At 61.8% G+C, this 19,895-nt stretch carries 23 protein-coding genes and 1 pseudogene; 12 read left to right on the top strand and 12 right to left on the bottom strand.

Going from position 1 to position 19,895, the window contains the following annotated elements:
• The first annotated feature begins 14 nt into the window (after positions 1-14).
• A complete protein-coding gene (locus NKH95_RS13680) occupies positions 15-272 on the top strand; it encodes a hypothetical protein (protein ID WP_013529975.1) in 258 nt (85 codons plus the stop codon).
• On the opposite strand, the gene soxR is transcribed toward NKH95_RS13680, so the two are convergent.
• Together soxR and NKH95_RS13670 are read right to left on the bottom strand one after the other, a co-directional pair.
• Positions 269-730 (bottom strand): redox-sensitive transcriptional activator SoxR, encoded by a 462-nt coding sequence (soxR, locus tag NKH95_RS13675; RefSeq protein WP_023809847.1) that lies wholly within the window; start codon positions 728-730, stop codon positions 269-271. The two genes, NKH95_RS13680 and soxR, sit on opposite strands and share 4 nt — an antisense overlap.
• A 161-nt stretch (positions 731-891) precedes the next feature.
• On the bottom strand, positions 892-1,350 hold the full coding sequence (locus tag NKH95_RS13670; RefSeq protein ID WP_352891762.1) for a tRNA (cytidine(34)-2'-O)-methyltransferase: 459 nt from the start codon (positions 1,348-1,350) through the stop codon (positions 892-894).
• Between the two features lie 284 nt (positions 1,351-1,634).
• On the opposite strand from NKH95_RS13670, the gene NKH95_RS13665 reads away from it, so the two are divergent.
• Genes NKH95_RS13665 through NKH95_RS13645 form a run of 5 tightly spaced genes read left to right on the top strand, consistent with a single transcriptional unit; the run spans position 1,635 to position 6,827 of the window.
• Positions 1,635-2,252: a hypothetical protein gene (locus NKH95_RS13665; protein ID WP_352891760.1), complete on the top strand. Its 618-nt coding sequence runs from the start codon at positions 1,635-1,637 to the stop codon at positions 2,250-2,252.
• Positions 2,239-4,125: an ABC transporter ATP-binding protein gene (locus NKH95_RS13660; protein ID WP_352440372.1), complete on the top strand. Its 1,887-nt coding sequence runs from the start codon at positions 2,239-2,241 to the stop codon at positions 4,123-4,125. Before NKH95_RS13665 ends, NKH95_RS13660 begins: the two co-directional genes overlap by 14 nt.
• A gap of 10 nt (positions 4,126-4,135) precedes the next feature.
• Entirely contained in the window at positions 4,136-6,019 is a 1,884-nt protein-coding gene (locus tag NKH95_RS13655; RefSeq protein ID WP_352440373.1) for an ABC transporter ATP-binding protein, read from the top strand.
• Positions 6,020-6,022: 3 nt separating this feature from the next.
• Complete coding sequence (locus NKH95_RS13650; protein ID WP_023809842.1) at positions 6,023-6,514, top strand: GNAT family N-acetyltransferase; 492 nt, start codon at positions 6,023-6,025, stop codon at positions 6,512-6,514.
• A 1-nt stretch (position 6,515) separates the two neighbouring features.
• Positions 6,516-6,827 (top strand): DUF6665 family protein, encoded by a 312-nt coding sequence (locus NKH95_RS13645; protein ID WP_023809841.1) that lies wholly within the window; start codon positions 6,516-6,518, stop codon positions 6,825-6,827.
• Between the two features lie 62 nt (positions 6,828-6,889).
• Here NKH95_RS13645 and NKH95_RS13640 read toward each other — a convergent pair.
• The 3 genes and pseudogenes from NKH95_RS13640 to NKH95_RS13630 form a co-directional block, all read right to left on the bottom strand.
• Positions 6,890-7,235 (bottom strand): annotated as a pseudogene (locus NKH95_RS13640) (cupin domain-containing protein).
• On the bottom strand, positions 7,236-7,658 hold the full coding sequence (locus tag NKH95_RS13635; RefSeq protein ID WP_023809840.1) for a type II toxin-antitoxin system VapC family toxin: 423 nt from the start codon (positions 7,656-7,658) through the stop codon (positions 7,236-7,238).
• Positions 7,658-7,933, bottom strand: a complete 276-nt coding sequence (locus tag NKH95_RS13630; RefSeq protein WP_031212730.1) for a type II toxin-antitoxin system Phd/YefM family antitoxin — start codon at positions 7,931-7,933, stop codon at positions 7,658-7,660. The genes NKH95_RS13635 and NKH95_RS13630 overlap by 1 nt, the downstream gene beginning before the upstream one ends.
• Positions 7,934-8,193: 260 nt before the next feature.
• Between NKH95_RS13630 and petA the strand changes: the two genes are divergently transcribed.
• From petA to NKH95_RS13600, 6 genes are all read left to right on the top strand, one after another.
• A complete protein-coding gene (petA, locus tag NKH95_RS13625; RefSeq protein ID WP_023809838.1) occupies positions 8,194-8,754 on the top strand; it encodes a ubiquinol-cytochrome c reductase iron-sulfur subunit in 561 nt (186 codons plus the stop codon).
• A 16-nt stretch (positions 8,755-8,770) separates the two neighbouring features.
• Positions 8,771-10,072: a cytochrome b gene (locus NKH95_RS13620; RefSeq protein WP_013529985.1), complete on the top strand. Its 1,302-nt coding sequence runs from the start codon at positions 8,771-8,773 to the stop codon at positions 10,070-10,072.
• 28 nt (positions 10,073-10,100) lie between these two features.
• Positions 10,101-10,973: a cytochrome c1 gene (locus tag NKH95_RS13615; RefSeq protein WP_352891759.1), complete on the top strand. Its 873-nt coding sequence runs from the start codon at positions 10,101-10,103 to the stop codon at positions 10,971-10,973.
• A gap of 127 nt (positions 10,974-11,100) precedes the next feature.
• Positions 11,101-11,796 (top strand): acid phosphatase, encoded by a 696-nt coding sequence (locus tag NKH95_RS13610; RefSeq protein ID WP_023809836.1) that lies wholly within the window; start codon positions 11,101-11,103, stop codon positions 11,794-11,796.
• A gap of 175 nt (positions 11,797-11,971) precedes the next feature.
• Entirely contained in the window at positions 11,972-13,117 is a 1,146-nt protein-coding gene (locus NKH95_RS13605) for an alpha-hydroxy acid oxidase (protein ID WP_352891803.1), read from the top strand.
• A gap of 9 nt (positions 13,118-13,126) precedes the next feature.
• Entirely contained in the window at positions 13,127-13,672 is a 546-nt protein-coding gene (locus NKH95_RS13600) for an adenine phosphoribosyltransferase (RefSeq protein ID WP_013529989.1), read from the top strand.
• A gap of 45 nt (positions 13,673-13,717) precedes the next feature.
• Here NKH95_RS13600 and NKH95_RS13595 read toward each other — a convergent pair whose 3' ends face one another.
• The 7 genes from NKH95_RS13595 to NKH95_RS13565 form a co-directional block, all read right to left on the bottom strand.
• Positions 13,718-14,188, bottom strand: a complete 471-nt coding sequence (locus NKH95_RS13595) for a MaoC family dehydratase (protein ID WP_352891758.1) — start codon at positions 14,186-14,188, stop codon at positions 13,718-13,720.
• Positions 14,185-14,661 (bottom strand): MaoC family dehydratase, encoded by a 477-nt coding sequence (locus NKH95_RS13590; protein WP_023809833.1) that lies wholly within the window; start codon positions 14,659-14,661, stop codon positions 14,185-14,187. Before NKH95_RS13590 ends, NKH95_RS13595 begins: the two co-directional genes overlap by 4 nt.
• Before the next feature lie 123 nt (positions 14,662-14,784).
• Positions 14,785-15,759 carry a magnesium/cobalt transporter CorA gene (gene corA, locus NKH95_RS13585; RefSeq protein WP_352630047.1) on the bottom strand — a complete coding sequence of 325 codons (975 nt, stop codon included), beginning with the start codon at positions 15,757-15,759 and terminating at the stop codon, positions 14,785-14,787.
• A 230-nt stretch (positions 15,760-15,989) separates the two neighbouring features.
• The gene (gene ychF, locus NKH95_RS13580; RefSeq protein WP_023809829.1) at positions 15,990-17,093 is read right to left on the bottom strand and encodes a redox-regulated ATPase YchF; all 1,104 of its coding nucleotides are present in this window, start codon (positions 17,091-17,093) and stop codon (positions 15,990-15,992) included.
• Positions 17,094-17,184: 91 nt separating this feature from the next.
• The gene (gene pth, locus NKH95_RS13575; protein ID WP_352891756.1) at positions 17,185-17,910 is read right to left on the bottom strand and encodes an aminoacyl-tRNA hydrolase; all 726 of its coding nucleotides are present in this window, start codon (positions 17,908-17,910) and stop codon (positions 17,185-17,187) included.
• A gap of 23 nt (positions 17,911-17,933) precedes the next feature.
• Positions 17,934-18,575 carry a 50S ribosomal protein L25/general stress protein Ctc gene (locus tag NKH95_RS13570; protein ID WP_127412967.1) on the bottom strand — a complete coding sequence of 214 codons (642 nt, stop codon included), beginning with the start codon at positions 18,573-18,575 and terminating at the stop codon, positions 17,934-17,936.
• 247 nt (positions 18,576-18,822) lie between these two features.
• On the bottom strand, positions 18,823-19,857 hold the full coding sequence (locus NKH95_RS13565; RefSeq protein WP_352891748.1) for a class I SAM-dependent methyltransferase: 1,035 nt from the start codon (positions 19,855-19,857) through the stop codon (positions 18,823-18,825).
• Between the last annotated feature and the right edge of the window lie 38 nt (positions 19,858-19,895).

The raw sequence follows: 19,895 nt of genomic DNA, 5'->3' as shown, positions 1-19,895 counted from the left end.
CAAGGAGTTGTTTCGTGCGCACCCCGGCAAGACCGCCGCTGGATGGCCTGAAGAAAAGGCTCGACCAAAGCCGTGCCGAGCGTGTTCGTATGCCGCGCGACGGTTTCCTGCGCGAGACCTTCGTGCTGCCGCGCTCCGATGCGCGGCTCAAGGCCAAGGAATGGTTCGAGCGCTTTCCCAAGCAGGCCTACTGGACCGAGATCGAAAGCTGGTTCGAGCGGCCGGGCGACTTGATTGAGTTCACCATCAGGCGGTTGCCTGCGGCTGACTAGGATGTCCTCGAGAGAGGCGGAGCAACCAGCCTTCTTGCCCCTGTCCCCTCGCGCGCCAGCCGGTCGCCCTTGTTACGCAGCGGGCATTTGTCGATCGACATGCAGCCGCAGCCGATGCAGTCGGTCAGCCCGTCGCGCAGTTTCTTCAACTGGGCGATCTTGTGATCGAGCCCGTCGCGCCAGGCGGTCGACAAAAGGTTCCAGTCATCGCGCGTCGGCGTGCGGCCTTCTGGCAGCGATGCCAGGGCTTCACCGATCTCGGCCAGCGAAATGCCGACCTCCTGCGCCACCTTGATGATCGCCACGCGCCGCAGCACGTCACGGCCGTAGCGGCGCTGATTTCCCGCCGTGCGGTGGCTGCGGATCAGGCCGCGGGCCTCATAGAAATGCAATGCCGACACCGCCACACCGCTGCGCATGGCGACCTGGCCGACCGTTAATTCCGTTATCGGTGCCATTCCTGATTTTCCCGCTTGACCTCAAGTTAAGCTGAGCTTGTAGCGAAGAAACCCGGGGTCTGCAAACGAAGGAGAAGGCGATGTGTGCCTGGGTAAGAATGAGTGGAGAAACCACTGTCGTCGGCGGCGGCAAGCATGGTGTTGTCGATGGGTTGCGGATCCTATCCGAGTTGCCGGATGGCTTCGCCCGCCGCCATGGCGACCGAAAGCGCGACATTGATGCTGCGCGCCGTGCCCTGCATGGGGATGGTCAGCCGCGCATCCGCCGCCTGATGGACAGGATCCGGCACGCCTGCGGATTCGCGACCGAACAGCAGAATGTCGCCTTCGGCGAAGGTGAAGTCGGTGTAGGCCGTCGTGGCTTTGGTCGACAGCAGCACCAGCCGGTGCGAACCAGCCTTGCGCCGTTCCTCGAAGGCGTGCCAGTCGACATGCCGGGTCAGGGCAGCCATTTCGAGGTAGTCCATGCCGGCTCGTTTGAGCGCTTTGTCGGAGAGCGGAAATCCGGCCGGTTCGATGATGTCGACGCCAAGTCCGAGGCAAGCGGCGAAGCGCAGGATTGTCCCGGTGTTGCCGGCGATATCCGGCTGGTAGAGCGCGATGCGGAGAGGACAGTTCATTTCCGCGTCTTTCTAATAAGTGGCAAATCGGCCACAGCGGGCTCGCGGTTTTGGAAATTGCTGGACCTGCGGGTGGCCATTTTCTGCGAAGTCGGGTATGTCAGCTCCATTGTCAACCCGAACCGATGGAGGGGTAATTCATGATGACCATGCACATCCAGCGCCCCTCTCGTGGGCTTACCTGCCTGCCGGCGGTTTCGGTACGACGATTCTCCTGACTCTCTAAGACTTGATCGCACCGATTCCCGCCGAAACGATTTTTCGGCTCTCGAAGGAATCCTGCGATGTTTTTCAAAAAGTCAAAAGGGCTAAACGCCCCAACTGAAGCTGTCCGGACCGATGCTTATCGTGCCCCGACCGATGCTTATCGTGTCCAGACCGACGCAATGCGTGCCTCCGGCCGAATGCCGGCGGACGATGTTGCTTCGCCTTTTTATCTCTATTTTCACACGGAGGACGGACCGATGTTCGATCCCTACAGAATACCCGGCTCAAGGAGCCTGCATATTCACCGACTGCCGACCTGGGCGCTGCTGATCGGCGACACCTATTCGTCGGCGGTTCACGCCGAGGTTCGCCGCCGGCCGCATCGCGGCATGCTGCCGGATGTCGATTTTTCGCGCGCGGTTCCCGATCCGAGCCGCCCGTCGCTGGTGCGCCGGATCATCCGGCTGGTCAGGCCGGGCGCGAAAAATCGGGCTGGCGGCACCGTGTCGTCAGGATCGGCTGGCGCAGCTGTCGGCGAAAAGCCCGCGAGCCCCTATATTGCACGAGGGATGGCCGACGGTCCGGGTGATTCTGGACCGTCGGCCCTTGATGCCATGGGTACTGGGATTTCGTACGCTCACGTGCCGCGTAAGCGGCAAACACATTTCACAGGCATAACCTATGTTGTTGTTTAGCTGGTTTGAAAAAAGGCTCGATCCGTTCCCCGCAGCGGAACCGGTCGAGCCGCCCAAGACGCTGGTTGCCTTCTGCCTGCATTATACGCGCGGCGCATGGCCCTATATCCTTTTCGACGCGGTGCTGGTGACGGCCATCGCGATTGCCGAAGTATGGATGTTCGGCTTCCTCGGCCGCATCGTCGACTGGCTGTCGGGGCAGAATCGCGAAACCTTCCTGCAGACGGAAGCCTGGAAGCTCGCCGGCATGGCCTTCATCGTGCTGTTCGCGCTGCCGGGCACGGTATGGCTGCATTCGTTTCTCAACCAGCAGACGCTGATGGGCAATTATCCCATGCGCATCCGCTGGCAGGTGCACCGCTATCTGCTCAAGCAGTCGATGAGTTTCTACCAGGACGAGTTCGCCGGCCGCATCGCGACCAAGCTGATGCAGACGGCTCTCGCCGTGCGCGAATGCGTCATCAAGGTGATCGACGTCCTGAACTACGTTGTCGTCTATTTCCTCGGCATGCTGCTCATCGTCGGCTCGGCCGACTGGCGGCTGGCCGCGCCGCTCGGCGTCTGGCTGGTCGGCTATATCCTTTTGCTGCGGTTTTTCATTCCCCGGCTGGGCAAGGTTGGCGAGGAACAGGCCAATGCGCGCTCGATCATGACGGGCCGTGTCGTCGACAGCTACTCCAACATCCAGACGGTCAAGCTGTTCAGCCATGCACGCCGCGAAGCGTCATTCGCCAAAGACGGCATGTCCGGCTTTCTCGAAACGGTCTACCGGTCGATGCGGCTGGTGACAGTGCTTTTTGGCTCGCTTTACATCCTGAATGCATTGCTCCTGTTCTCTGTCACCGCGATGGCGTTGTGGCTGTGGCTGGGGCAAGCAGTGACGATCGGCGCGGTCGCCGTGGTCATCGGCCTTGTGCTCAGGATGTGGGGGATGTCGCAATGGATCATGTGGGAAATGTCGGGCCTGTTCGAGAACATCGGCACGGTGCAGGACGGCATCGCCTCGATCTCGCTGCCGCGCCTTGTCGAGGACAGGCCGGACGCGAAGGAGATCAGCGTTTCCAGGGGTGAGATCCGCTTCGAGGACATCCGCTTCCACTACGGCAAGCAGAAGGGGGTGATCGAAGGCCTGTCGCTGGCGGTGAAGCCGGGCGAAAAGGTCGGCATCGTCGGCCGTTCCGGCGCCGGCAAGTCGACGCTGGTCAACCTGTTGCTGCGCTTCTACGACCTCGAAGCCGGCCGGATTCTGATCGATGGCCAGGAGATCGCCGGTGTGAAGCAGGATTCGCTGCGTGCGCAGATCGGCATGGTCACGCAGGACACCTCGCTGCTGCATCGTTCGGTGCGCGAGAACATCCTCTATGGCCGGCCCGATGCCACCGACGAGATGCTTGTCGAGGCGGCGCGCCGCGCCGAGGCGCTGGACTTCATATCAGGGCTTTCGGATGCCAGCGGCCGCAAGGGCTTCGATGCCCATGTCGGGGACCGCGGCGTCAAATTGTCCGGCGGCCAGCGGCAACGCGTCGCCATTGCTCGCGTTATGTTGAAGGACGCACCTATACTTATCCTTGACGAAGCGACTTCGGCGCTTGATTCCGAAGCCGAGGCGGCGATCCAAGAGAATCTCTACAAGCTCATGCAAGGCAAAACCGTCATCGCCATAGCGCACCGGCTGTCGACCATCGCGGCGATGGACAGGCTGGTGGTGATGGACAAGGGTCGTGTCATCGAGGAGGGTTCGCACGAGGAACTCGTCGCCAAGGGCGGGCTCTACGCGCAGCTCTGGCAGCGCCAGTCGGGCGGGTTCCTGCTTGAGGACGGTCCCGCCGACGCCGCCAACGACGCACTTGCAAAGGGGCAAGCCGCAGAATGATGGCCGCCGCATGATGACAGCCGTCTATCGCTGGTTCGAGAACTGGGTCTATCCGTTCAGGGAGCCAGCGAATCTTCGGCCACCGACCAGCGTCGGCGGCTTTCTCTGGCACTATGTCGGCCAGGCGAAGTTCGCCTTCTTCGCCATGCTGGTCATCGGCGGCATCGCGCCGCTGGTCGAGGCCGGCCTGTTCTACTTCGTCGGGCGGCTGGTCGATATTCTCGACCAGCTTCCCGCCGAGCGCAGTTGGCACGCACTGTGGGCCGCCGCAGGCCCTGAACTGGTTTTCATGGCCGTGGTGGTGCTGGTCATCCGCACCGTCGTCGTCGGCCTTTCGGCGCTGGTCGACGAACAGACGATCACGCCCGGCTTCTACAATCTGGTGCGCTGGCAGGCGCACCGGCATGTCTCGCGCCAGTCCTACGCCTTCTTCCAGAACGATTTCGCCGGCCGCATCGCAACAAAGGTCTGGCAGGCGGGCCAGGCCACCGGCGACCTGATGGAAAGCTTCATCGAGGTCGTCTGGTTCATGATCGTCTATACGGTGACGACGCTGGCGCTGGTCGCAGGCCTCGATCTCAGGCTGGCGGTGCTGGTGGTGATCTGGATTTCCGCTTTCGCTTGGCTGGCCAAGCTCTATCTGCCGGCAATCCGCAAGCATGCCGAGGAAACAGCCGAGGCCGGCTCGATGATCACCGGCCGCATTGTCGATTCCTATTCCAACGTGCAGACGCTGAAACTGTTCTCGGCCGATGGCGACGACCGCTACATCAGGAACGGTTTCGACATCTACCTCGACGCATTGCGCCCGTTCACCCGCCGGCTGACCGGCGTGCGCATGGCGCTGACGACGCTGTCGGGCATCATGATCACGGCGATCGGCTGTTTTGCCGTCTATCTCTGGGTCGAGGGCTCGATCACCGTCGGCGCTGTCGCCTTCACCCTGTCGCTGGTGCTGCGGCTCAATATGCTGCTTGGCCGGCTGATGATGCAGCTCAACAGCATCTTGCGAAACCTCGGCGTGCTGGAGAACTCCAAGGCGCTGATTTCGCAGCCGCTCGGCCTCACGGATGCGCCCGACGCCAAGGAACTCGTGGTGGCAGGCGGGCGTATCGAGGTGAAGAACGTCGAGTTCCATTACGGCAAAGGTTTCGGCGTACTGAACGGCATCGACCTTGTCGTCAAGCCGGGCGAGAAGGTCGGGCTGGTCGGACCGTCTGGCGCGGGCAAGACGACCCTCGCCAATCTGATCCTGCGGCTCTACGATCTGGAGAGCGGGTCGATCACCATCGATGGCCAGGATGCCGCCAAAGTCACGCAAAATTCGCTGCGCGCCAATATCGGCGTCGTCAGCCAGGACACGGCGCTGTTCCACCGTTCGCTGCGCGACAACATCAAGCTCGGCATGCCTGACGCGACCGATGCGGAGGTGATCGCGGCGGCGAAAAAGGCCGAAGCGCACGAGTTCATCCTGACCTTGCGCGACAACAGGGACCGCGCCGGCTACGAGGCCTTTGTCGGCGAGCGCGGCGTCAAACTGTCGGGCGGCCAGCGCCAGCGCGTGGCGATCGCCCGTGTCTTCCTGAAGGACGCGCCGATCCTGATCCTCGACGAGGCGACCTCGGCGCTCGATTCGGATATCGAGGCGGCAATCCAGGAGAATCTGACGCGGCTGATGGAGAACAAGACGGTCATCGCCATCGCCCACCGGCTGTCGACGATCGCAGCACTCGACCGGCTGGTGGTGCTCGACGGCGGCCGCATCGTCGAGCAAGGCACGCATGACCAGCTGGTGGCGCTCGACGGGCTCTATGCGCGGCTGTGGAAGCGGCAGTCCGGCGGTTTTCTCTATCACGAGGACAGCGTGCTCGAAGAGACGCGGCCTGCGGAGTAGGGCATGGTTGGATCGGCAGAGGTAATTCCAGAGATCGGCCCCGGAGTGAGCTATGTGCTCAAGCGGCTCCGGCCAACCACGCCGGCCTTCGACGCGCTGAAGCAGGAAAGCCGGTTTGGGGGCTACTGGATGCTGGTGCGCCTGGCGGATGGCTGGGCTAGCGGCCGCAACAAGTTCTTGAAGCGCGGCGAGGCACTCTACGGAGCCTGGAATGGCCGGGAACTCGCCGGCGTGTGCGGGCTGAACATCGATCCCTATTTCGAGGCCAGGGGCCACGGCCGGGTCCGGCACCTGTTCGTCAGTGCGCGCCACCGTCGCAACGGTCTTGGCCGGATGCTGGTCGAGACCGTTATCGACAGGGCACGTCACCATTTCGCCGTGCTGAACACCCGCGCGCCGCAAGAAGCCTTCGGTTTCTACGAACGGCTTGGCTTTCAGCGCGTGGAAGGCGAAGAATTCGTCACACACCGCATGGTCTTCGGGAAAGGAAGCTGAAATGTCCTTGCGTCCGCCATCTCATCTAGCCGGCGCCTCGTCCGCGGAAGCCGCCTTCGACGCGCTCGGCCATGAAATATTGGCGGAAAAGGCGGCAGCACTTGGCCGCGCCGGCCAGCGGGTAGAGGAAACGTTGGCCAGGCTGCGCGACAATGCCGACGAGCAACTGCGCCCCCGGCTGCTCAAGGATGCCGCCGAGGCGGTGCATGGCTATTTCATCCAGCGCGAGCTGTGCGGCTTGCGCAAGCACGATACCGTCATTCGTGAATACAACATCCCGAAAGCGGTGCTGGCCAGGCTCGGCGCGAAATAACTCTCTTTTGTTGGACCATGATCTTATTCCGAAAACCGGTTCCCACTTTTCGGGATCATGGTCTACTCAAGCCATTCGGTGATGAAGCTGCCATTCTCGTGGATGTCGGTCGTCTCCAGCGGGCCTGGGCCGAGATTGGTGAATTTGTGCGGCGTATTGGGCGGCACGATCAGGATCTGGCCGGCGGATGCCTCGATCTCCTGGTCGCCGACGGTGAACAGGCCGGTGCCCTGGCGAATGATGAAGATCTCAGCGTAGGGATGTGTATGCAGGCGGGGCCGCCTCCGACGCCAGGCAGATAGTTGAAGATCAGGCAGGAGAGCCGTAGGCGCCACATTGCAATTCGCCCTTCCAATGGTCGGAGCGAACAGACCAGGTGTCGCGGTCTATGATTTGTGCCCTGGCTATCTAGCCCTTCGCGGGTATCCAGGGATTGAAAAGCTTCACCCCGGTGCCCTCAAAATCCTTGGTATTGCGTGTCACGACTGTCAAATTATTGACAAGCGCGCTGGCGGCAATGAGAGCATCGCGTTCCGGCTTAGGGTCAGGAACGTGGAGGTTTGCGCAACGCACGACAACGGCCGTGTCTATGCTCAGTATCCGGTCGTCGAACTGTGGAATTAGTATTTGATCCAACCACTCACGGTACATGGCGGCCTGGCGGGTGTCCTTCCTCGACAACAACAGTGTTCCGATTTCGAGTTCCAGGATCGAAATCACCGACATGAAAAAGCTGGCGACGTCGTGGGTCTCAGACCAGGCTAAAACGTTGCGATCGGCCTTGTCCCGACGACGCAGATTCGAAACGACATTGGTGTCGAGAATAAACATCAGTCGAGATCGGGAATCTTGAAAAACGGTCCTTCCAGGCGAGGTGGTTCCCAGTCGAAGTCTGCTTCGGGGCGATCGTCGGCAATCGCGTCCGCGAGGCTTCTCGGCTTCTTCTCCAACCGCTCGTATTCCTCCATCGAAATCAGCACATGGGAAGGCTTGCCGCGATCGGTGATGATAACCGGTCCGTTCCTGGCAGCCCGCTTCGCAAGCGCCGTGTCTTGGTTGAATTCACGGCTCGACATGATGGTGATCGTCTTCGTTGAGATGTTCATTTCAGCACCTCCGTCGAGTAGATGTAGACATATTGCTACATTTAGCCAAGCACGTCAAATTCATCGCTGTGCGGAACGCCCGCGACAATCTGCCCTTGTGCCTTCACCCGTCTGGACAAAAACGGGCTTCACGCATAAACCGAAGTCCAAATGCCGGAGGAATTCGCAAGCCTGTTCGCCATGCGCTGTCGGGTTGGCGTAATTGAGCGGGGAACAAGGCTCAGCCACCGGCACGGAAGAGGCGAAAGGATCAGGCACCCGTGAGCGCAACCGACACCCAGGATCCCAACCGTCGTGATTTTCTCTACGTCGCCACCGGCATGGCCGCAGTGGTCGGCGCGGGTGCTTTCGCGTGGCCGTTCATCGACCAGATGCGCCCCGATGCCTCGACGCTGGCGCTCGCTTCCGTCGAAGTCGACGTCGCCTCGCTGACGCCGGGCATGTCGCTGATCGTCAAGTGGCGCGGCAAGCCGGTCGTGGTCCGCAACCGCACCGAACAGGAAATGAAGGACGGCGAGGCTGTCAATCTCGCCGATCTCAAGGATCCGATCGCCCGCAACGCCAATCTGCCGTCCGATGCGCCGGCGACCGACGCCAATCGCACCACGCCCGGCAAGGAGGCCTGGATGGTGATGGTTCAGGTCTGCACGCATCTCGGCTGCATTCCGCTTGGCCAGGAAGGCGATTTCGGCGGCTGGTTCTGCCCGTGCCACGGTTCGCAATACGATACGGCCGGCCGCATCCGCAAAGGCCCGGCGCCTGAGAACATGGCGGTTCCGGTATTCAAGTTCATTTCCGATACCAAGATCCTTATCGGTTGAGGCAGGGGATATTTCGATGAGCGAGGGACACTCGACCTATACGCCCAAAACCGGTCTCGGACGCTGGTTCGACGCCCGCATGCCGCTGCCGCGGCTGGTCTATGACAGCTTCGTTGCCTATCCGGTGCCGCGCAACCTCAACTATGCGTGGACCTTTGGCGGCATCCTTTCGATCATGCTGGTGGCGCAGATCCTGACCGGCATCGTGCTGGCCATGCATTACACGGCTGACACCAATCTGGCCTTCGGCTCGGTCGAGAAGATCATGCGCGACGTGAATTCCGGCTGGCTGCTGCGCTACATGCATTCGAACGGCGCCTCGTTCTTCTTCGTCGCCGTCTACATCCACATCTTCCGTGGCCTCTATTACGGCTCCTACAAGGCGCCGCGCGAACTGCTCTGGATCCTCGGCTGCATCATCTATCTCCTGATGATGGCGACCGGTTTCATGGGCTACGTGCTGCCATGGGGCCAGATGAGCTTCTGGGGCGCCACCGTCATCACCGGCTTCTTCAGCGCCATTCCGCTGGTCGGCGACTGGATTCAGCAGCTGCTGCTCGGCGGCTTTGCCGTCGACAACCCGACGCTGAACCGTTTCTTTGCGCTGCACTATCTGTTGCCGTTCATGATTGCCGGCGTCGTCGTTTTGCACATCTGGGCGCTGCATGTCGTGGGCCAGTCGAACCCGACGGGTATCGAGGTCAAGTCGAAGACCGACACTGTCGCCTTCACCCCCTACGCGACCATCAAGGACGCGTTCGGCATGATCGTGTTCCTGTTCTTCTTCGCTTATTTCGTCTTCTACCTGCCGAACTATCTCGGCCATCCCGACAACTACATCGTCGCCAACCCGCTGAAGACGCCGGCCCACATCGTGCCCGAATGGTACTTCCTGCCGTTCTACGCGATCCTGCGCGCCATCACCTTCAATGTCGGGCCGATCAACTCCAAGCTCGGCGGCGTGCTGTGCATGTTCGGCGCCATCGTCATGTTGTTCCTGGTGCCGTGGCTCGACACTTCGAAGGTACGCTCGGCCGTTTACCGGCCCTGGTACAAGCTGTTCTTCTGGTTGTTCGTGGCCGATGCCATCCTGCTTGGCTGGCTGGGCTCGCAGCCGGCCGAAGGCAGCTATGTGTTCATGGCGCAGATGGCGACATTGTTCTACTTCGCCTTCTTCCTGATCGCGCTGCCGGTGCTCGGCCTGATCGAGACGCCGCGACGGCTGCCGAACTCGATCACCGAGGCGGTGCTCGAGAAGAACAAGGGCGGCAGCGGACATCCGGCGGGCGCTACGGCGGCTCCGGAAACCAAAGGCTGAGCGGGTAGAGAATCTAAGGGGATTTGGCATGAAAAAGATTCTCACCTCGCTGGCGCTGATCGGCCTCGTGGCGGTCGCCACTGGGGCCGCGGGCACTCGGGCGATCGCCGCCGAAGAGGCACACAATGTGGCCAATCCGACGCATTTCCCGATCGACGAGCCAAAGGAAATGGACTGGAGTTTCACCGGCCCATTCGGCACTTACGACAAGGCGCAGTTGCAGCGCGGCCTCAAGGTCTACAAGGAAGTCTGCTCGGCCTGCCATTCGATGAACCTGGTGGCGTTCCGCACGCTGTCGGACCTCGGCTATTCCGATGCGCAGATCAAGACGCTGTCGGCCGAGTACACAATCCATGACGGCCCCAACGATGCCGGCGACATGTTCGACCGTCCCGGCAAGCCGTCCGACCATTTCCCGCCGCCCTTCGCCAATGAGGAAGCGGCTGCTGCTTCCAATGGCGGCGCTGCCCCGCCCGACATGTCGCTGCTGGCCAAGGCGCGCGGCGTCGAGCGCGGCTTTCCGCAATTCGTCTTCGACATCTTCACACAATACGATGCCGGCGGTCCCGACTATATCCACTCGCTGCTGACCGGCTACGACCAGACGCCGCCGGCCGGCATGGTGATCCCGGAAGGCACCCACTACAATCCGTACTTCATGTCCGGCGTGTCGCTGAAAATGCCCAAGCCGCTCTCCGACGGCCAGGTGACCTATGATGACGGTGCGCCGCAGACCGTCGACCAGTATTCCCGCGACGTCTCCGCCTTCCTGGCGTGGGCGGCCGAGCCGCATATGGAAGACCGCAAGAAGACCGGTTTTCGCGTTCTGGTGTTCCTGCTTTTGTTCGGCGCGCTGGTCTATCTCACCAAGCGCAAGGTGTGGGAAGGCGTGGCCCACTAGGCCACACAATCAAGTGATCGCGAAGGGCGCCGAGAGGCGCCCTTTTGCATTTCCGGAGGCTGGTCATGTCACATGGCCGTCATCGCATCCGGCGATCCTGTGCTGCTCTCATCAAAGGATCGCATTTATGAAAAGATACGCATCGCTCGCGGCAGGCCTGTTGCTGCTCATCCTCGGCTCGGCAGCGCAAGCGGAAGACGCCCAGCCCTTCGTCACCAACAAGGACGTCGACCTGACGATGATCCTGCCGCCGCCGCCGGCAAACGATTCGGCGCAGACCAAGGCCGAACTCGGCGAGGTGCTGACGCTGCAGGTGACGCGCACCCCGGAGATGGTCGCCAGCGCGGTGGCTGATGCCGAGGAGAATGTCTGGCGCTTTGCCGACGTCATGGGGCCGAAATTCAACAAGGAAACGCTGCCGAAATTCAGCGCTTTCTTCGATCGCGTGGTGGCTACCGAAGGGGCTGTAGTCGACCCGGCCAAGGATGTCTGGAAGCGCCCGCGCCCGCATCAGCTCAGCGATCTCGTCAAGCCGGCGGTCAAGCTGTCGAGCTCCGGTTCCTGGCCGTCCGGCCATGCCACCGTCGGCACGATGATGGGCATCATCCTGTCCGACATGGTCCCGGAAAAGCGCGCCGAGATCATGGCGCGTGCGGCCGAATACGCCCACAACCGCGAGGTCGGCGGCATCCACTATGCGTCCGACGTCGAGATGGGCAAGATTTCCGGCAGCGTTATTGCCGCGGTCCTGCTCAACCGGGACGACTTCAAGGCTGAATATGAAGTGGCCAGAGCCGAGCTTCGTTCCGATCTCGGCATGTAATCTTTGTCGGCCGGGTCAGACGGGAAGGGGCGCTTCAGGCGCTCCTTTTCCGTCTGCACCAGTGCTCAAGCGAAAGTTCGGCAATTAGTCCGTTGGCATGGCGGCATCAGGTTGATATTCGACGCATCGAACGGTGGCGAGAAGCTCGTCCCGCCATGGCCTTTGGAATTCGATGATGCGGCTCAGCGACTGTCACAACTTTTCCGATTTCCGGCGGATGGCACAGCAGCGGCTGCCCGGGCCGATCTTCAATTACATCGACGGCGCGGCCGACGATGAGGTCACTTATCGCCGCAACACCGAAAGCTTCGAGACCTGCGACCTTGTTCCCAACGTGCTGCGCGGAGTGAGCGAGGTCGACATGTCGGTGACGGTCATGGGCCAGAAGCTGGCGATGCCGTTCTATTGCTCGCCGACCGCCTTGCAGCGCCTGTTCCACCATCAGGGTGAGCGCGCGGTCGCCAGGGCCGCCGCCAAATACGGCACCATGTTCGGCGTCTCCTCGCTTGGCACCGTCAGCCTCGAGGAGGCGCGCGGCATCAGCAGCAGCCCACAGGTCTACCAGTTCTATTTCCACCGGGATCGCGGCCTCAACCGGGCGATGATGCAGCGCGCAAAGGCGGTCGGCGTCGAGGTGATGATGCTGACCGTCGACAGCATCACCGGGGGAAACCGCGAGCGCGACAAACGCACCGGCTTTGCCATTCCCTTCAAGCTCAATCTCGCCGGAATGGCACAGTTCGCGCTCAAGCCGGCCTGGGCGATCAACTATTTCACCCATGAGGGGTTCAAGCTGCCGCAGCTCGACGAGCATGTCGACATGGGCGGCGGCACGATGTCGATCAGCCGCTACTTCACCGAGATGCTAGACCCGTCGATGACGTGGGACGACGTGGCCGAGATGGTCAAGCTTTGGTCGGGTCCGTTCTGCCTCAAGGGCGTCATGTCGGTGGAGGATGCAAGACGCGCCGTCGACATCGGCTGCAGCGGCATTGTGCTGTCGAACCATGGCGGGCGGCAGCTGGATGGCTCGCGGGCGGCGTTCGATCAGCTTGCCGAGATCGTCGACGCCGTTGGCGACAGGATCGACGTCATCATGGATGGCGGCGTGCAGCGCGGCACGCATGTGCTGAAGGCGCTGTCGCTCGGTGCCAAGGCCGTCGGCGTCGGACGCTACTATCTGTTCCCGCTCGCGGCGGCAGGCCAGCCCGGCGTCGAACGGGCGCTTGAGCAGATGCGGGTCGAGATCGAACGCGGCATGAAGCTGATGGGCTGCAGTTCGATCGAACAATTGTCGCGCAAGAACGTCCGTTTCAGGTAATCTCGACCCATGAAATCCTCCCTCGAAGACACATTGCTCGCCGCGATCCGCACCATTCCGGATTATCCCAAGCCCGGCATCCTGTTTCGCGACATCACCACGCTGCTCGGCAATGCGCGCGCCTTCCGCCGCGCCATCGACGAACTGGTGCATCCCTATGCCGGCCAGAAGATCGACAAGATCGCCGGCATCGAGGCACGTGGATTCATCCTTGGCGGCGCCGTCGCCCATCAGCTCTCGGCCGGTTTCGTGCCGATCCGCAAGAAGGGCAAGCTGCCCTACGAAACGGTGCGCGTCGCCTACAGCCTGGAATACGGACTGGACGAAATGGAGATGCACAAGGACGGCGTTGCTCCGGGCGAGAAGGTGATCCTGGTCGACGATCTGATCGCCACCGGCGGAACGGCTGAAGCCGCGGTCAAACTTCTGCGCCAGATCGGCGCCGACATCCTCGCTGCCTGTTTTGTCATCGACCTGCCGGACCTCGGCGGCCGCGCCAAGCTCGAAGCTCTCGGTGTGCCGGTCAGAACGCTGATAGGGTTCGAAGGACATTGAGGAGTGCTCTCCCTTCTCCTACAAGAAGGGAGAGGGAAAGTGGCGTTACTCGGCCTTCACCAGAACGGCGCTTTCGAACTCGAGCACCTTGTCGCCGGTGGAATCGAAAGCTTCCGAACGCAGCGCCAGCAGCCGCCAGCCGGGGCGTGAGGCGATTGGGCGGTGCGACAGCGCGGTGCGCGTGAAGGTGATGGTTTGCCCGGCATAGACCGGCTTCAGCCATTTCAGGTTCTTGAAGCCGGGCGAGGGGCCGAATTCCGGCACTGGACCGGGACCGCTCCACGCAGCGCTCTCGGCGTCCATACGGTTTTCCAGATTGAGTTTCATCCAGGTCGCGGCCGTGTGCCAGCCGGATGCGCAGAGGCCGCCGAGCACACTTTTCTTCGCGGCCTCCTCGTCTATATGGAAGATCTGCGGATCGTATTCTCGGGCGAAGGCCTTGATCGCCTCGGGCTCGAATGTGTGCGAGCCGAGCGTGACGGTGGCGCCGATACGGAAGAACTCGTCCAGTGTCATGCTTGGCTCCCCGCGGCATCGCGCGTGAGGAACATGACGGAGTTCTCGAGCTCGAAGACGCTTTCGCCACGCTGGTTGAACAGTTCGCTGCGCATGGTGACGAAGCCGAGTTGCGGCTTCGATTTCGACAGGCGCTTGGCAATAACCATCAGGGTGCCGGTCAGTTGGTCGCCGGCCAAGACCGGCTTTTTCCATTTGACCTGATCGACTCCGGGCGCGCCCTGGCAGGTCGAGTCCAGCAGGAACGCATCGCACAGCATGCGCATGAACATTGCGCAGGTGTGCCAGCCCGACGCTGCCAGCCCGCCGAGGATGCTGGCCTTGCCGGCTTCCTCGTCGAGATGCATCGGCTGCGGGTCGAATTCTCCGGCGAATTCGACGATCTCGGCGGCACTCACGAGCTTCGAGCCGAGGTCGATCGACGCGCCCTCGATGAAGTCCTCATAGGCCCATGTTTTTATCTCTGCAGTCATGGTCTGGAATCCGGCTTGTCGACCCACGATCCCCAGGATCGGGGTTTCCGGATGCAGGCCGGCGTTCATTTGGTCAAGCGATTTCTACTGCGCCAGCCTGTGGCAGCCGATCGACAGGGCCACTCAGAGCCAGCCGCGGCGGCGGAAGTACCAGAAGGGCAGGATCGCCGACAGCACCATCATGGCGATGGCGAAGGGATAGCCAAGCTCCCATTTCAACTCGGGGATGACGTCGAAATTCATGCCGTAGATCGAGGCGACCAAAGTCGGCGGCAGGAAGATGACGGCGGCGACCGAGAAGATCTTGATGATGGCGTTCTGCTCGATCGAGATCATGCCGAGGGTGGCGTCGAGCAGGAAGGAGATCTTCTGCGACAGGAAGGTGGCGTGGTCGGCCAGCGACAGCACATCGCGCGACAGCGTCTTGATGCGCGCCTTGGTGTCCTTGCTCATCTTGGTGCGGGTCGAGGCATGGGCGAAAAAGCCTGCCAGGCGCTGCAGCGAGATCAGGCTGTCGCGGATCGAAGACGCGATGTCCTCCTTGCGGCCGATGGCTTTCAGAAGTTCCTGGAAGTCGCGATTGCGCTTGGAAACCTTGGTCGATCGCGCTTCGAAGATATCGCGCGAGATCGCCTCGATGTCGCGGCCGGCGCGTTCCAGAATGTCGGCGAGACGGTCGACGATCGCCTCCAGCAAGCCGATCAGGATGGTGTCGCCGCTGGTGCAGCCGGTCGCCACCTTCTCGGCGCGCTGCGGAAAGGTCTTGAAGGCCTTCGGCTCGTGGTAGCGCACCGTGATCAGCCTTGTGCCGGCCAGCACGAAGGTAACTGGCGACATCAAGGGATCGTCGATTTCGGTCTGGGCGGGCAGGGTGGCGGTCATGAAATAGGCGCCGTCCTCGACATAGAGGCGGCTCGAAATCTCGATCTCCTCCATCTCCTCGCGCGTCGGAATGGCAACGCCGAGCCAGCTCTCGATCGTCGCTTCCTCTTCCTTTGTCGGGTTGAACAGGTCCGCCCAGACGATGGTCTCGCTGTTTGCCAGGAGATCGTCGACGACGCGCAGGCGATCATTGTCCACGACGAAGGCCTTGATCATCGCCTGGTATCCCTTGCTGGGGCCAAAGGGTGCGTTCGGATTGACGCGTCGTGTTGGATTGCACGGTTCTCGACGTCAGCGCCGACCGTGCTTCTGCCGCTTAGACCTGTGACGTGACAAAATCAAGACAAGTGGCGACCCAACCGATCGCCACGGGCCGGATCGGAAGATCACGCCGAGAAAGCTTCCCCGATTACTCGTCGGATGTTTGGGTGCCTGACAGGCCGGCGTCAGGTGTTGAACTTGAACAGCAGCACGTCGCCGTCCTGGACGACATACTCCTTGCCTTCGTCGCGCGCCTTGCCGGCTTCCTTGGCCGCCACTTCGCCGCCCAGTGTGACGAAGTCGTTGTAGGAGATGGTCTGGGCGCGGATGAAGCCGCGCTCGAAATCGGTGTGGATGACACCGGCGGCCTGTGGCGCCTTGTCGCCCTTATGGATGGTCCAGGCGCGCGTCTCCTTCGGCCCGGCGGTGAAATAGGTGATGAGATGCAACAGGTCGTAGCCGGCGCGGATGACCTTGTTCAGGCCGGGTTCGTCGAGGCCCAGCGACGACAGGAATTCCATTTCTTCCTCGTCGGAGAGCTGGGCGACTTCCGCCTCGATCGCCGCCGAGATCACCACGGTGCCGGCGCCTTGGGCGGTGGCCATGTTTTCCACGGCACTGGTGTGCTCGTTGCCGGTGGCGGCGTCGGCCTCGGCGACATTGCAGACATAGAGCACGGGATGCGAGGTCAGAAGGTTCAAGCCCTGCAGGATGCGCAAATCTTCGGGCGAAATACCCTTGAGCAGAATGCGGGTCGGCTTGCCGGCCTGCAGCAGTTCGAGCGCTGCCTCCATCAGCGGCAGCACGGTCGTCGCTTCCTTGTCCTTGCTGCCGGCGCGCTTGCGGAATTGCACGATGCGGCGTTCGAGGCTGTCGAGGTCGGCGAGCATCAGCTCGGTCTCGACCGTCTCGGCATCGGCGACGGGGTCGATGCGGCCCTCGACATGGGTAATGTCGTCATCCTCGAAGCAGCGCAGCACATGCACGATGGCGTCGACCTCACGGATGTTGGCGAGAAACTGGTTGCCCAGCCCTTCGCCCTTCGAGGCACCGCGCACCAGACCGGCAATGTCGACGAAGGATATGCGGGTCGGGATGATCTCCTTCGACTTGGCGATCGCGGCGATCTTCTGCAGGCGCGGATCTGGCACCGCCACCTCGCCGGTGTTCGGTTCGATGGTGCAGAATGGATAGTTGGCGGCTTGCGCCGCAGCCGTTCTGGTCAACGCGTTGAAAAGCGTCGACTTGCCGACGTTGGGCAAGCCAACGATGCCGCATTTGAAACCCATTTTTGTTCGGTCCTATCGGGAAAATAGAAATTTGATCAGGGCTATGGGCGATAGGGGTGATCAACGTCAAGCCCTTCGGTCCCCTTGATGCTCAGTCCTTGCCGCCGAACAGCTTCTTCAGCATGGCGGCCATTGGACCGCTTTCCGGCAGCTTGGCTGGCACCTGCTGCGGCCGTGCCTGGCGGACGTGACTTTGCTGCTTCTGCGCCGGCTGCTTCGGTGCCTGCTTTTCCGGTTGCGAGCCGGCCTTGCCCTGGACGGCGAGGCTGGTCTTGTTCATGAAGCCGGACTCGTCGCCCTTGGCGATCATGGCGGCGTTGTCGGCGATCGCGTCGAGCAGCGGTTCGAGCCATTCGCGGTCGGCCTTGTCGAAATCGCCGAGCACATGGTGCTGGACCATTTCCTTGACGCCGGGATGGCCGACGCCGATGCGTACGCGGCGATAGGCGTTGCCGACATGGCCGTCGATCGAGCGAATGCCGTTATGGCCGCCGGCGCCGCCGCCAGTCTTTATGCGCAGCTTGCCTTCAGCAAGGTCGATCTCGTCATAGAAGACCGTGAGTGCGGAAAGCTCGAGCTTGTAGAAGCGCAGTGCTTCGCCGACGGACTGCCCGGACAGGTTCATGAAGGTTTGCGGCTTGATCAGGACGATCTTTTCGTCGCCAAGCGTGCCCTCGGAAATCAGGCCCTGGAATTTCTTCGTCCAGGGCGAAAAGGAATGGCGGCGGGCGATTGCGTCCGCCGCCATGAAACCGACATTGTGGCGGTTGCTGGCGTATTTCGCGCCCGGATTGCCGAGGCCTGCAAAGACAAGCATCGTCTGCTCCGGGCGGGAAAGAGTTACTTCTCTTCGGCGGCAGGAGCCGCTTCGGGTGCAGCCACTTCAGCCGTCTCTTCCGTCTCCGGCTTCATCGCCGACGAACCGGCAATGGTCGCGATGGTGAAGTCGCGGTCGGAGATCACAGGCTTGACGCCAGCCGGCAGCTTGACCGCCGAGATGTGGATCGAGTCGCCGATGTTGGCGCCGGTGAGATCGACGGTGATGAATTCCGGGATCGCATTGGCCGGGCAGTGGAACTCGACTTCGTGACGCACGATGTTGAGCACGCCGCCGCGCTTGATGCCGGGCGACTTGTCCTCGTTGATGAAGTGGACAGGCACGTCGACATTGACCTGGGTGTCCTTGCCGATGCGCAGGAAGTCGACATGGACAGGGAAATCCTTGACCGGGTCGAGCTGGAAGTCCTTCGGCAGGACCTGGATCTTCTTGCCGTCGACATCGATCGTGGCGATCGTGGTCAGGAACCCGCCGCCATGGATCTTGTAATAGATGTCCTTGTAGGTGAGCGCGATAGCCAGGGGAGGCTGCTTGTCACCATAGATTACTGCAGGCACTTTACCGTTGCGGCGAACTGCACGGGCGGACCCCTTACCGACCTGTTCGCGTGCTTCGGCCTTGAGCTCGTAAGTGTCGTGGCTCATGGCATTTCCTTTCGGTTTACTGGAGCGCTCACGGTTGGCAGAGTGCCTGGACCGTAAACGTCGAAAGCCGACATACCCACGCATGATCTGGTCCGAAAACCGGAATCCACTTTTCGGGATCATGCGGGAAGGCGGCCTTCCGCCGCGTTGCCTCCAAGGGTGTCTACGCGGGTGGCGGCTCTATAGCGGAAGGCGGCCGGAGGTGCAAGCCAAAGGCACGCCCGGCCCGGTGCAGTCCAGGCGGGTGCTATCCGCGCTTTTCAATGACGGCATAGAGCACGTTGCGGTTCTCGCCGAAGAACACCTGCGCCTCGACGGCGTTGCGGTCGACACTGGCATTGACGATGTTCCACATATCGACCTCCGACCGCAGCAGCAACACCCAGTCCATGAATGTCTCCCGGTAGCCGGCGTCAGGCGTGCCCTCGGCGTAGTTGGCAAACAGGAACGTCCCGTTCGGCTTCAACATCTGCAGGCAGGTCTTCGTGAGTTTCACCGCGACGTTGTGGGCGAGGTAGTCATAAAGGCCGGAGGCATAGACGAAATCGAACTTGCCGAGCTTGTGGCCTCGCGTGAGCACGGTCCGCACCGAGCCGTCGATGGCTTCGACCGCGGTGCCCTGGAAATCGCGCGCGATCAGCCCAACGCTCTGGGGGTCCTGATCGAGCGCTACCCAACGCTTGAGCCGGCCCTCCGCCAAGGCGACCGAACGATTGGCTTCCCGCAAATGGCCGGCCGCGATCGCCAGGACCTCGGTTTCCGGTCCGTTCTTGGTTGCGATCTGATCGACGTATCGGGTCAAGAGATCGCGCCGCTCCCGTGCGGCGACGCATGACGGTACGTTCTGGGTATGGCTGTACAGGGCCTTGCCGACCTCCGAGGCGCTGGCCACGCTCTCTGCCACATGCGGATCGCAATAAATGTAATCAAGCAACTGCGCGTCGCCGGAATAGCCCCTGGGCTTGGTGAAGGACCAGTGCGTCAGCGGATCCTCGAGAAAATACTTCAGGATCGGATGGTTCTGCGCAACCGGTATCAACGCATGCCAGACGTCGGGATGAACCTTGGAATGCAGGCCATTGAGGAAGGACAGCAAGCGACCGACGATCTCGGCGGGGTTCTTGTCCTGTTCGATCTGCTGCTGTGTCGCGTGGAGAATGAGCACCAGCTCCGCGCGCGCGGTTTCGAACGCCTCGCCATGATGCTCGAGCTTTCCCCGAGGCAGCGTGCCGGCGAGCATCTCGGCAGTAATCAAGCTTTTGCCATCAAGAACGGTCTGCACGCCATCACTCCATAGTTAACAGTCGGTTAACTTATTGC

The sequence above is a fragment of the Mesorhizobium sp. M0848 genome, from assembly GCF_040319805.1.
Lineage (GTDB): Bacteria > Pseudomonadota > Alphaproteobacteria > Rhizobiales > Rhizobiaceae > Mesorhizobium.
The sequence above is the reverse complement of the archived record's forward strand: the minus strand, read 5'-3'. Positions and strand labels throughout refer to the sequence as shown.

Coding starts and splice junctions, on each gene's coding strand:
- NKH95_RS13670 (WP_352891762.1), bottom strand. CDS start 1,350: ATGAACTGTCCTCTCCGCATCGCGCTCTACCAGCCGGATATCGCCGGC.
- NKH95_RS13635 (WP_023809840.1), bottom strand. CDS start 7,658: ATGTTTATTCTCGACACCAATGTCGTTTCGAATCTGCGTCGTCGGGAC.
- corA (WP_352630047.1), bottom strand. CDS start 15,759: ATGATCAAGGCCTTCGTCGTGGACAATGATCGCCTGCGCGTCGTCGAC.
- NKH95_RS13600 (WP_013529989.1), top strand. CDS start 13,127: ATGAAATCCTCCCTCGAAGACACATTGCTCGCCGCGATCCGCACCATT.
- NKH95_RS13595 (WP_352891758.1), bottom strand. CDS start 14,188: ATGACACTGGACGAGTTCTTCCGTATCGGCGCCACCGTCACGCTCGGC.
- ychF (WP_023809829.1), bottom strand. CDS start 17,093: ATGGGTTTCAAATGCGGCATCGTTGGCTTGCCCAACGTCGGCAAGTCG.
- NKH95_RS13660 (WP_352440372.1), top strand. CDS start 2,239: ATGTTGTTGTTTAGCTGGTTTGAAAAAAGGCTCGATCCGTTCCCCGCA.
- NKH95_RS13615 (WP_352891759.1), top strand. CDS start 10,101: ATGAAAAAGATTCTCACCTCGCTGGCGCTGATCGGCCTCGTGGCGGTC.
- NKH95_RS13570 (WP_127412967.1), bottom strand. CDS start 18,575: ATGAGCCACGACACTTACGAGCTCAAGGCCGAAGCACGCGAACAGGTC.
- NKH95_RS13650 (WP_023809842.1), top strand. CDS start 6,023: ATGGTTGGATCGGCAGAGGTAATTCCAGAGATCGGCCCCGGAGTGAGC.
- NKH95_RS13655 (WP_352440373.1), top strand. CDS start 4,136: ATGATGACAGCCGTCTATCGCTGGTTCGAGAACTGGGTCTATCCGTTC.
- pth (WP_352891756.1), bottom strand. CDS start 17,910: ATGCTTGTCTTTGCAGGCCTCGGCAATCCGGGCGCGAAATACGCCAGC.
- NKH95_RS13605 (WP_352891803.1), top strand. CDS start 11,972: ATGCGGCTCAGCGACTGTCACAACTTTTCCGATTTCCGGCGGATGGCA.
- NKH95_RS13630 (WP_031212730.1), bottom strand. CDS start 7,933: ATGAACATCTCAACGAAGACGATCACCATCATGTCGAGCCGTGAATTC.
- NKH95_RS13620 (WP_013529985.1), top strand. CDS start 8,771: ATGAGCGAGGGACACTCGACCTATACGCCCAAAACCGGTCTCGGACGC.
- NKH95_RS13590 (WP_023809833.1), bottom strand. CDS start 14,661: ATGACTGCAGAGATAAAAACATGGGCCTATGAGGACTTCATCGAGGGC.
- NKH95_RS13610 (WP_023809836.1), top strand. CDS start 11,101: ATGAAAAGATACGCATCGCTCGCGGCAGGCCTGTTGCTGCTCATCCTC.
- soxR (WP_023809847.1), bottom strand. CDS start 730: ATGGCACCGATAACGGAATTAACGGTCGGCCAGGTCGCCATGCGCAGC.
- NKH95_RS13665 (WP_352891760.1), top strand. CDS start 1,635: ATGTTTTTCAAAAAGTCAAAAGGGCTAAACGCCCCAACTGAAGCTGTC.
- NKH95_RS13645 (WP_023809841.1), top strand. CDS start 6,516: ATGTCCTTGCGTCCGCCATCTCATCTAGCCGGCGCCTCGTCCGCGGAA.